Source organism: Bacillus sp. JJ1474 (assembly GCF_036965225.1).
Classification (GTDB): Bacteria; Bacillota; Bacilli; order Bacillales; family Cytobacillaceae; genus Cytobacillus.
This window is the reverse complement of record NZ_JBALPC010000007.1, coordinates 564-10,848: the sequence shown is the minus strand read 5'-3', so window position 1 is coordinate 10,848 and position 10,285 is coordinate 564. Positions and strand designations below refer to the sequence as shown.

The window sequence follows — 10,285 nt, the reverse complement described above, 5'->3', positions numbered from 1 at the left end:
CTTTCGGGCAATGAACATGTGGGTCTTTTACCGCGAAAGGCAAAAGATGCTCTTCCAGGCAATGAGAACAAATTTTTTAGACAGGTTTCCCGCCCCACAACCTTATTTCTTCATCCTCTCTTTTAATGCTGCAAGCTCACGATCAATGTCACTGTCACTGCCACTGCCACTGCCCTTTTCATCATATTTAGCTGCTAGGTCAGCAATATCATCCTTCGGGCCCGCATTTAGTTCAGCCATGGCATTCGCTTCATCTAGTGCGCGATTGACCTTTTCCTCCATTCGCTCAAATGCAGATATCGACTCTCCTGATTGGGCAGCTGATGCTCCAAGCTTATTCATTCGTTCCTGGGTCTTTGCCACTGACCATTTCGCCTTCAGCATATTCCTTCGAGATTCCAGCTCGCCAATATCCGCAACAAGCTTATCATGCATTTGCTTCATTTGCTGAGAGTTCTCTAAAGCCAATTGATATGCGGTTTGCAACTCAGATAATCTCGCTGTCAATTCTGCCTTCTTCTCTAGAAACCTTCTCGCATCCCCCTCATTCCCTGCTTCTAGTGCTTTTATCGCATAGCGTTCCATCTTCTCCAAATCCTCTTGGCACTCATGTAATACCCTTTTTGACCGCTGCTCCTCAGCCATTACCGAGGCCGTTTCCGATTTTACCTTCCCTAAATCCTTATTTAGGTTTCTTAAATATTGATCAATCATCTTCTCCGGATTCTCTGCCTTATCCAACAATGCATGAATATTGCTTGCCATAATATCCTTAAACCTTGTGATCATACTCATCTGCTCCGCTCCTCCCGTAATGGTCATTTGTGGAAACCATTACTACATTATACTGTGCACTTTTCAATAAAGTTTCACTTTTTGCCGTGGTATTTATGGGACAGGTTAATCGTCCCTTTTGTCCCGCTGTTCTTACACTAGACACACCTTATGATATGGATTCTTGGTTATGAGTCTTTTCTTATGGAAGTAGCTATTAACGGAACTGGTGGCCGTTAGCACTTGGAAGTAGGGAGAGTTTTAGTAAATAACGGAAGGATAGTCCGTTAAATTTTTGAGCGGACTGTGGTTCCGCTATTAGGGTTAAAGAGGGGAAATTTCGTATGATTTCCATCGATTAACGGAACTGATGTCCGTTAGCACTTGGATGTTGGGGAGTTTTAGTAAATAGCGGAAGGAGAGTCCGTTAAATTTTTGAGTGGACTGTGGCTCCGTTATTGGCCACTCATACGCTCAAAGCCATAATAATCCTCTGAGCGCATGCTATGTTTACTGCTAATTAAAGTGTTAATACGACAATTATTTTTTCATTAATTCTTCATCTCTTTTTATCGTTGCATCCACACCCTTGATCACGGTTGAGATGAAAGCCTGATCCTCTAATGCCACTAATCCGGCTACCGTTGTCCCGCCGGGAGAGCAGACTCGATTAATGTGCACCCATGGATCCTCATCACTTTCAAGAATCATCTTTGCGCTTCCTAAAACAGCTTGTGCGGCAATTTTATTGGCTAAATCTTTCGGCAATCCATTTTTCACAGCACCACGGGCCAAGGAATCAATAAATAAATACGCATAAGCAGGTGAGCTACCAGCAATGGCCGTAAAGGTACTGAAGTGATGTTCAGGTAATTCAATTGCCATGCCAATTGCATTAAACATGTCTAGAACAAAGTCCACTTGTTCCTGACTAGCAGCTTTATTTCCGCAAACAGCTGCAGCCCCTTCACCAATCATGGCATTTACGTTCGGCATGACTCTAATAATCGCGAGTTCACTTCCTGCCTCTGTAAGCTTATGGATCTTTTCAATCGAAGTACCTGCCGCAATAGAAACAATCAGTGGATTCTTTGCTTTAATACATTCTTTCAATGGCGTTAAAACGGCCTCAAATTGATTCGGTTTGACTGCTAAAACCAATATATCCGCACATTCTACTAATTCTTCACAAGATTCACATGTGTTCGTTTCAGTTTCTCTAACAAACTGATTCATCTTTTCAGTATCTACATCGTATACAAAAATATCATTCGCTTTTGTATGTTCTTTATTAATCATCCCTTTAATGATGGCACTTGCCATATTCCCTGTTCCAACAAATCCCACTTTCATCATCATATTCTCCTTAGTGTTCATTTTTTATGAATCGCTAAAGCTACTACTTTTACTCTATTATAGATAAAACAAGGAAATCCCATTAATTTACTTACATACAATCACTTCGCGGGTAAATGATCCTTTCTTAACGACCGCTAGGTCAATCATATCAAACCCTGTGTTGACAAGAATTTCATCGATTGGTTCAACGGTTACAACTACGACCTTTCTAGCAAATCTACGAGCACTTTGAAGCATCTCAGTCTTCTCTTCTTGAGTGATGACTGAACACAAATTATACGGTAAATCAATAATCGCTACGTCATATTGATTCGTGATGTCACGGATATCAGCTAATTTCACTTCTCCAGAAAGTCCAAAATGGGCAATATTCTCCCTGGCTCCGCCAAGAACAAGTGGATTCCTGTCACTCCCCACTATATCAATCCCCATTGATAGAGCCTCCACTAGTACGGTCCCAATTCCGCAGCAAGGGTCAATGGCCTTGATTCCATTTGGATCAGGAATGGCAATATTGACAATGGCTCTTGCTACACGTGTATTAAGCGCCGTGGAGTAACTATGCGGCTTCTGTTGATGCCGAAACCAAACAGGCTCACCTTCAACATAATCTCCGAATACCCATCTGCCGTTTACCACTATGACGCCAAACAATCGCTTTGGGTGATGGAGATCAGCCACTCCATTTATATGTAGTCCAATTTTCTTCTCAATAGTACGCCGACTTTCAAACCCTACCTTTTCTATCTTTGAAGTAGAGCCATTTTTTACATATAAGACTTTAAACGTTTCACCCGTTACTTGTAAGGCTGAAACTTGTTCGAGATGATGATCAAGGCTGTCCGCCTCCAACATAATGGAAATTCTTTCCTTTATAAATGGACTTCGGCTAGGATTCATCTTTATATGGCTTTCCACAATGCCGATTTGCGGCTCACTTCCAAGTAATGTGCGCATTTCTAAATCACATAATGAACGTTCCTCTTCATAGCAGGAATACGTATAAATATATTTACTAACCACCATTCTCATCCTTTTAAAATAATAAAAAAGGGGCAATAGGTATGATCTAATTTGACTATACCTACTGCCTCTCTCTTAATAAGCTTTATCTAAAAAACACCTTGTCTATATTGTACTTCGACTTAAGTTCATTAATGATATAAGTTTCGTAAATTTCTCTATGTACAGGATCTTCTATCACACAAACTTCGATTTTTGTAACTTCATCTCTATGCATTTTGATTGGGGATACAGTATCCTCAAAATGCTTTTTAATTCTTGGTCTCAACTTCCTTGCTTTTCCAACGAATAATAGCTCTTGTTTATTATTATAAAACATAAAAATACCACCCTTATCTCTAGGGATAAGATGAAAGTCAGTAAACCCATAAATATGGCTGAGCTCAGGATTTTTTTGTTTCGTAATGGTTACAGTTGGTTTTGGAATCGTTATGTTTATCACTTTGGTTTAGTTCCTCCTTCAGTATCTCTTTTTACTTTTACATATCTCTCTGCAATAGTCAATTTACCCCCATTTTCATAAAAGATAATACACGATGGAAAAACAGGAATGGAGGAAATGATCCGTTTATACCGAATAACTTAGAAGGTGTTATTTTTTCAGGGAGTTTTGATGAATGAAATGGAGAGTTGACATATGTTGTATTTAGAAACGATTACGAAAGACAATTGGCGTAAAGCCATTTCGCTGCGTGTCCGGGAAGATCAAGTAAAGTTTGTGGCATCTAATGCGGTATCATTGGCCCAGATGAATTTCCTTGAAAACTTCCACGCAAAAGGAATTTATTACGACGAGGAAATGATTGGATTTACACTCTACGGAATTGACGAAGACGACCATGAGTATTGGATTTATCGCATAATGATTGATCAAAATCATCAAGGAAAAGGGTATGGAAAAAAAGCGATTCAACTTGTAATAGACGATATTAGGAATATAAAAGAGGATCGCCATCAAACCATCACCCTGTCTTATGAACCAACTAATGAGCACGCAAAGCTTGTTTACGAAAAAGTAGGTTTCCAAGAAATAGTCGGGTTAATGATCGGAGACGAACAAGTTTCCCGCTTTACGTTTTAATAGCAAAAAGCTGCGGATCCAAGTATCCGACAGCTTTTATTTTTCCAAATTAAAACTAGGAAAAGTTCCGAAAAACTAAAGATTACGGTAAAAATAAAGTTCCAACCATTCCAGCATGATCAGAAGGCCAGAGGGCAGTTGGGGTTCTATCGCTTTGGTCTCCTCCTACTCTTTCTGCACGAATCGGCATCCAGCCGTTTTTAAATAAAATAAAGTCTATTCTTCTATTAAGTAAGGATAGACCATTTAACAGATCCGCATCTTGACAACAAGTAAAACCGTCCCCTTGACCTGCTCCTTCCCAGACATCCCCAAATCCTTCTAATCTAAAATTTCCGTAAGTTGGTGTACCAGTGCCATCAGCATCCGAATTCAAATCTCCAAGGACAATAACCGGAAGATTGGTTTTGGCGGGCCCATTCAGTATTTCGTTCCCTTGCGCTATTTGTACACCTTCAGAAAGAGGTTCCAAATGGGTGTTGATTACCCGGAAAACACGTCCATTTGCTTTAACATCAATGTATGACCATCCTCTAACAATCAGAAAGAGTTGTCCCCCAATGGTAACTTCCAGATTTTTTTGGAATTCCTCTGATATGGATTGAATAACCTGCAACCCGGATCGCTTTCGGACTAAAATGGTGTTTCTGTCCAACAAAGATACTGAATTCCCTTCACTAGAAAGCAGTGATGCTGCAGCATTATCATTAGTGGCCGCGACTTCATAATGTAATCCTATTTTTCTTAGTTCTTTTAACAGCAATTTAATAAAATTATATTTTACGATAGGTAAACTCGGTACAGGCACTACTTGCAGCAACCATAGTTCCGCTTCTTGCAATCCAATGATATCAGGCTTATTCAATGCAATTTGACGGGCAATTTCTTTCACACGTTCGGGAAATTTGGTCGCTAGAAATTGACGAAATACCTCGGTTACACGTTGTGGAAGTTCATTAAACTCCGCAGTATAAATAGATCCCAAGTCTGCACCTACATAAAGATTCCACGTCATAAATGTAATGCGGCCCTTCATTCCCAATTTTATAAACTCCTTTTTGATCAAAGTAGTATATGTATATGGAATGAGACACAGCATATAACCTAAGGGTGATGAATAGCGCGAAAACGATGAGTATAAAAAAGAACCTTCAATCTGTAGATAGATCAAAGGTTCTATATTTTTATCCGTCCAAAAAATTAACTATGAACTAGTTCTTTTTCGATTAAACCGAGCGTTTCTGCTGTTGAAGTATGAATTTCGTGCAGAAGCTCCGGATTATCCATAAGTGACATGCCATAAGAAGGAATCATTTCTTTAATTTTCGGTTCCCACTCTTTCACATGTTGCGGGAAGCATTTATTTAAGACCTCAAGCATAACGTGAACAGCTGTAGAAGCACCTGGAGAAGCTCCTAGTAATGCAGCAATCGAGCCATCAGCGGCATTAATCACTTCAGTACCAAATTGAAGCGTTCCTTTGCCAGCTTCCGTATCTTTAATCACTTGCACACGTTGGCCCGCTACTACTAATTCCCAATCCTCAGATTTAGCGGTCGGAATAAACTCTCGTAATTCTTCCATACGCTGTTCTTTTGATAACATCACTTGCTGGATCAAGTATTTCGTCAATGACATTTCTTTTGCGCCTGCCGCCAACATCGTTAAAACATTATTTGGTTTTACTGATGTGATTAAGTCCATATTTGATCCCGTTTTTAAGAACTTCGGTGAGAAGCCGGCAAATGGTCCAAATAGCAACGATTTCTTATTGTCAATATATCTTGTATCAAGATGCGGAACAGACATCGGTGGAGCTCCAACTTTAGCTTTCCCGTACACTTTTGCATGATGTTGTTCGACAACTTTTGGATTGTTACATGCCAGAAAAATTCCGCTTACAGGGAATCCGCCAATATGTTTGCTTTCAGGAATGCCCGTTTTCTGCAGTAAATGCAGACTGCCGCCGCCGCCTCCGATAAAGACAAATTTTGCTGTATGGCGTTCGATGTTACCGGTTTCCATATTCCAAATTTTCAATTCCCATAGACCATCACTAGTCCGTTTAATATCTTCAACTTGATGTTTGTATTTAACTTCAATATCTTGATTTTTTAAATGGTCAAACAACATACGTGTTAAAGCACCAAAGTTAACGTCTGTTCCAGAGTCAATCTTTGTTGCTGCAATAGGTTCATTCGATGTACGGCCTTCCATAATAAGCGGAATCCATTCCAGTAGTTTTGCTGGGTCTTTAGAAAATTCCATCCCTTTGAACAATGGATTATTTGAAAGCGCTTCAAAACGTTTCTTCAAAAAAGTTACATTTTCTTCCCCTTGTACCATACTCATATGGGGCAATGACATGATAAAGTCATGCGGATTATTGATTAGCTTTCTGTTTACAAGATAAGACCAAAACTGCATAGAAAGCTGAAACTGTTCATTAATTTTGATAGCCTTGCTAATATCGATAGATCCGTCTGGTTTTTCGCTTGTATAGTTAAGCTCGCACAATGCTGCATGCCCTGTTCCCGCATTATTCCATTCGTTAGAGCTTTCCTCTCCTGCATTTTCGAGCTTTTCAAACACTGAAATTTCCCATTCCGGTACTAATTCTTTCAGAAGTGTCCCTAAAGTCGCACTCATGATTCCGGCACCAATTAAGATGACGTCAGTTTTAGTTTCGCTGTTGCTCATTTTAACCATCCCTTATTCCCAAAATTTGCAGAAAGGATGCAGGCTCTCCTTCTTAAGCGCCATACCAAGCGAAGGCGCGACCTAGTCCACACCGATTCTGTATCAATAATAAACTTATCGCAGTGTATCACATTTATTTATAGTATATCACATTCACTTATAAGTATAACACATTAATTTATAGATTAATATAATTACTATTATATGATAATTTTAAACTATTTAAAAGGTGAGAAAAAGTGAGAAGCTCACCAAAAAGAACCAGGTACACTCAAAAACCGAATCCTTAACCTAGCTTCTTGAAAGGAGAAAGGTTTTGGTTAGCCGTTACTTTGTTACTGTTCTACGAAACTTATTATAGAAAGTTTTTCATTTACTATTGTTATTAGAGAATTTAAAAATGCATAATTTAGAAATTGTGTTATTTTATCAAGAAGGTTGTCCATTACGGAAAAGCTCTCATTCGAATAAATTAAAGTAGGTAGAAGTTATTTTTCTACTTAAAACTTTTTAGAAGGAGGGATTTTTTTGGGCATTCGCAGAGATTTCCTCTATATTGGTGACGTAGGTGACAACACCGTGAAACGTTTCAACGCAGTTACCGGGGAATTCCATGGCAATTTTGTAACATCAGGAAGCGGTGGCTTAAACGGCCCAAATGGTCTTATTTTTAACCATTTAGGCAATCTCCTTGTCTCCAATCCAAAAGTAGATCAACCCGAGAGCGGAAACGTGTTGAAGTATAATGGAAAGACTGGTGCTTTTCTTAGTGAACTCGTCACTTCTGTCCAAGAAGGCGCCTCGTTTACACCGCGAGGCATCATTCTCACGAACAACAATATCCTGTTTGTGGCAGACTTATTGGGCCCTAGCTCTGATGAAGGGTTTCAGCCAGGAGAAGTAAGATCCTATAATGGCACTACAGGGGAATTTCTAGGCAGTCTCGACCACTCTGGATTCAATGGACCATTTTTTCCACGCAGTCTAGTTATCGGACCAGACGGCTTGCTGTATGTATCCGTCCGTAACATTCCTGATCCGCTTAATGGCTGGGTGCTGCGCTTCGATCCGGAGACAATGGAGTTAATTGATGTATTCATTACGAGCAATAACGTCAACAACCTCCAACGTCCTGAAGGCTTGGTGTTTGGTTCGGACGGTAACCTCTACATCACCAGCTTCCGGGCAGATGAAAATGACACCGACAAAATCCTAGTCTTTGAAGGTAAAACTGGCGCGTTTATCAAAAAGATTGACCTTGATGTAGTTGGAGAGCCCCGTGCCTTCGCGCAGGCCATTCTGTTCGGGCCGGGAGGAAAACTGTTTGTCCCTATTACGGGAGACGGACCTGATACAGGTTCTGTACGGCGCTACGATGTCGAAAGCGGCTCATTTGATGTATTTGTTCCTTCAGGAATATTAGGAGCGCCATTCTATCTGACGTTTGGCAAAACCGATTCAGCCACGCTGAATTACGAGGAGTAAAATACTAGAAAAATACGAACCGGACCAAGGGCTTCCTATATTAAAAAGTCAAAGGTAAGGTTCTATTGAAGAATAGAAAAAGGCTGCATCCTTGAGGTGCAGCCCGACTTATTTATGTTCAATGACGTACAAAACCTTTTTTTATTCATTTTCCCACCTCAGCTTTTTAAAGTTACGATAGTACGCTGAAGAAGCTATCCTATTGCAAAAAGACATGACCTCTTGTCCCAGGTTCCCCATGTAGACTAGATTTACAAATAAGGGAAAACTTAACGTCCCCATTATGCTGATGGTTATTGAGAAGGAGGCAGCGTAATGGATTGCATATGGCTAGCCTGCAATGATTGAAGGGTTTCCTTCCCAAAAAACTGATTCATTTTATTCTCAATTTCTGTTAGCATCGCGTCATTTTCATGGAGGGTGTCACGGATGCTATCTACAATCTTCATCGCGCTTACCCCGCTGATTTGTTTAGCGACTCGTTCCAGAAGAACCTTTGTATCAACAGAAAATCTCCGTGCAAAGCTATGGCACCTGACCATATTATTCCGAAGAACCTCGGAATATTCAGGTGTAAAAGCACGGCGAATACAGCCCCTCATCCCTGCATAACCGTAAGAAACCTCAGATGCGGCACGATAAAGCAAAATCATTCCATCTGCACGGCTTGATTCAGGATTCAGCCTTAGTTCCGTCATTAACGAAACTAAGCGTTTTACCACTATTGTCCCTCGTTCCGTTGTTTCCCACCAATCTAATAAAAGCCGTTGTTCCTCTTCACTCATCTGAACAGAAGCTTGATGCGGCATTCCTTTTCTCCTCCTAAGTAGTCTACTAAAGACGCGGAATGGCCTGAACGTTTTGGACGCGTTTCAGAATCACATTCCATTCCTTCCCCAAAAGAGCCTTGCCGAACCTGTTAGCTTCATTAATATGGTGTGCTATTTGCTGGTTTAAAAACCGACTTTGCTCGATTAATTCATAGTTTTCAGGTGTCGCTTTTTTTGCTACTAGCTCAAAATTAGGGCTTAATTGTTTTTCACTAATGCGCAATGTATCTAGATCCAAAACAAGCATTTCTTTTCCAAGCGAAATCGTTTCTCCATTGCGGAACCGCCTAATCGTTCCTCTGACTGCATCAAAACCGTAGCCGATGTCAGCTACAGTCGCATGGTACGGATTCAGCCCTGGTGCATTCCGTAACGAAGGAATTATGCGGAAACCCGTCGTAATGGAGCAAACGACTTCCTTAGCAGCCATCCCTTTCTCTAAAGAAGCATCAATAGCATCAAGGTAACCATTCCACTGACCTATATCCATCAATAAATATCCCCCCTTTTCCTCCAAACTTCCCCATACTCATTAAATACGCCTTCAAGGTAGGATATTCAGTCCTATAATGTCCATATGATTAATACTTGGTTTTCTCACAGGTATTTATTCCACCAAAACATAGATAACTTGAAAAAAGAGAGGCCTCTATAGCCTCTCGTTCGTTACTAATAAAGTAGATTGAAGGAGGGGAAATGCCCCCTCAATCTCTCTTTCCTTATCTAATTAATATGTTTCCGTTAAAACTTGTACACTATCATAAAAAGGGAAATCTTTCATAACGCTCGTCATAGACGCTTCATAGTGCGCTTTCTTAACAAGTATTACCGAAAAGAGCACAGCATTATTTGAAAAAACTCATAAAGCTAGAGTATGCAGTCACTAAATCTTTATAGTATCCAACCAATTTATCCATAATAGAGAATTTATTGAAGCTGTTAGTTTCTGTTGCATCTGTTTGATCATTTTCTTGACTTACTTCATCATGTTCAACATCTGTTGCTGCTTGTTCTTCTTGAACAGGTGCTGGAT

11 protein-coding genes are annotated in these 10,285 nt (G+C 40.1%); 2 read left to right on the top strand and 9 right to left on the bottom strand.

The window, feature by feature from the left end; genetic code table 11:
* Nucleotides 1-102: 102 nt before the first annotated feature.
* From V7164_RS00880 to V7164_RS00865, 4 genes are all read right to left on the bottom strand, one after another.
* Nucleotides 103-795 carry a PspA/IM30 family protein gene (locus V7164_RS00880; RefSeq protein ID WP_335347836.1) on the bottom strand — a complete coding sequence of 231 codons (693 nt, stop codon included), beginning with the start codon at nt 793-795 and terminating at the stop codon, nt 103-105.
* A 519-nt stretch (nt 796-1,314) separates the two neighbouring features.
* Nucleotides 1,315-2,133, bottom strand: a complete 819-nt coding sequence (gene proC, locus V7164_RS00875; RefSeq protein WP_335347837.1) for a pyrroline-5-carboxylate reductase — start codon at nt 2,131-2,133, stop codon at nt 1,315-1,317.
* Between the two features lie 84 nt (nt 2,134-2,217).
* Nucleotides 2,218-3,159, bottom strand: a complete 942-nt coding sequence (locus tag V7164_RS00870) for a TRM11 family SAM-dependent methyltransferase (protein WP_335353207.1) — start codon at nt 3,157-3,159, stop codon at nt 2,218-2,220.
* Between the two features lie 82 nt (nt 3,160-3,241).
* Entirely contained in the window at nt 3,242-3,598 is a 357-nt protein-coding gene (locus V7164_RS00865; RefSeq protein WP_335347839.1) for a nucleotide excision repair endonuclease, read from the bottom strand.
* A 195-nt stretch (nt 3,599-3,793) separates the two neighbouring features.
* Here V7164_RS00865 and V7164_RS00860 point away from each other — a divergent pair, with 195 nt between their 5' ends.
* Nucleotides 3,794-4,237 carry a GNAT family N-acetyltransferase gene (locus V7164_RS00860; RefSeq protein WP_335353206.1) on the top strand — a complete coding sequence of 148 codons (444 nt, stop codon included), beginning with the start codon at nt 3,794-3,796 and terminating at the stop codon, nt 4,235-4,237.
* A gap of 82 nt (nt 4,238-4,319) precedes the next feature.
* Here the strand turns inward: V7164_RS00860 and V7164_RS00855 are convergent, their stop codons facing one another.
* Both V7164_RS00855 and V7164_RS00850 read right to left on the bottom strand, forming a co-directional pair.
* Nucleotides 4,320-5,273, bottom strand: a complete 954-nt coding sequence (locus tag V7164_RS00855) for an endonuclease/exonuclease/phosphatase family protein (protein ID WP_335347842.1) — start codon at nt 5,271-5,273, stop codon at nt 4,320-4,322.
* Nucleotides 5,274-5,437: 164 nt separating this feature from the next.
* Nucleotides 5,438-6,937, bottom strand: coding sequence for a malate:quinone oxidoreductase (locus V7164_RS00850; RefSeq protein ID WP_335347841.1), 1,500 nt, complete (start codon nt 6,935-6,937; stop codon nt 5,438-5,440).
* Between the two features lie 528 nt (nt 6,938-7,465).
* Between V7164_RS00850 and V7164_RS00845 the strand changes: the two genes are divergently transcribed.
* Entirely contained in the window at nt 7,466-8,422 is a 957-nt protein-coding gene (locus V7164_RS00845; RefSeq protein WP_335353205.1) for a Vgb family protein, read from the top strand.
* 293 nt (nt 8,423-8,715) lie between these two features.
* Here V7164_RS00845 and V7164_RS00840 read toward each other — a convergent pair whose 3' ends face one another.
* The 3 genes from V7164_RS00840 to V7164_RS00830 form a co-directional block, all read right to left on the bottom strand.
* Complete coding sequence (locus tag V7164_RS00840) at nt 8,716-9,231, bottom strand: hypothetical protein (protein WP_335348057.1); 516 nt, start codon at nt 9,229-9,231, stop codon at nt 8,716-8,718.
* 25 nt (nt 9,232-9,256) lie between these two features.
* Complete coding sequence (locus V7164_RS00835) at nt 9,257-9,742, bottom strand: hypothetical protein (RefSeq protein ID WP_335348060.1); 486 nt, start codon at nt 9,740-9,742, stop codon at nt 9,257-9,259.
* 355 nt (nt 9,743-10,097) lie between these two features.
* Nucleotides 10,098-10,285 (bottom strand): hypothetical protein (locus V7164_RS00830; RefSeq protein ID WP_335348058.1); only part of this gene is annotated, 188 nt, incomplete at its 5' end.

What these genes read in the sequence shown, in the direction of transcription:
- V7164_RS00870 (WP_335353207.1), bottom strand. Translation starts at nt 3,159, where the DNA reads ATGGTGGTTAGTAAATATATTTATACGTATTCCTGCTATGAAGAGGAA.
- V7164_RS00860 (WP_335353206.1), top strand. Translation starts at nt 3,794, where the DNA reads ATGTTGTATTTAGAAACGATTACGAAAGACAATTGGCGTAAAGCCATT.
- proC (WP_335347837.1), bottom strand. Translation starts at nt 2,133, where the DNA reads ATGATGATGAAAGTGGGATTTGTTGGAACAGGGAATATGGCAAGTGCC.
- V7164_RS00835 (WP_335348060.1), bottom strand. Translation starts at nt 9,742, where the DNA reads ATGGATATAGGTCAGTGGAATGGTTACCTTGATGCTATTGATGCTTCT.
- V7164_RS00840 (WP_335348057.1), bottom strand. Translation starts at nt 9,231, where the DNA reads ATGCCGCATCAAGCTTCTGTTCAGATGAGTGAAGAGGAACAACGGCTT.
- V7164_RS00855 (WP_335347842.1), bottom strand. Translation starts at nt 5,273, where the DNA reads ATGAAGGGCCGCATTACATTTATGACGTGGAATCTTTATGTAGGTGCA.
- V7164_RS00850 (WP_335347841.1), bottom strand. Translation starts at nt 6,937, where the DNA reads ATGAGCAACAGCGAAACTAAAACTGACGTCATCTTAATTGGTGCCGGA.
- V7164_RS00880 (WP_335347836.1), bottom strand. Translation starts at nt 795, where the DNA reads ATGAGTATGATCACAAGGTTTAAGGATATTATGGCAAGCAATATTCAT.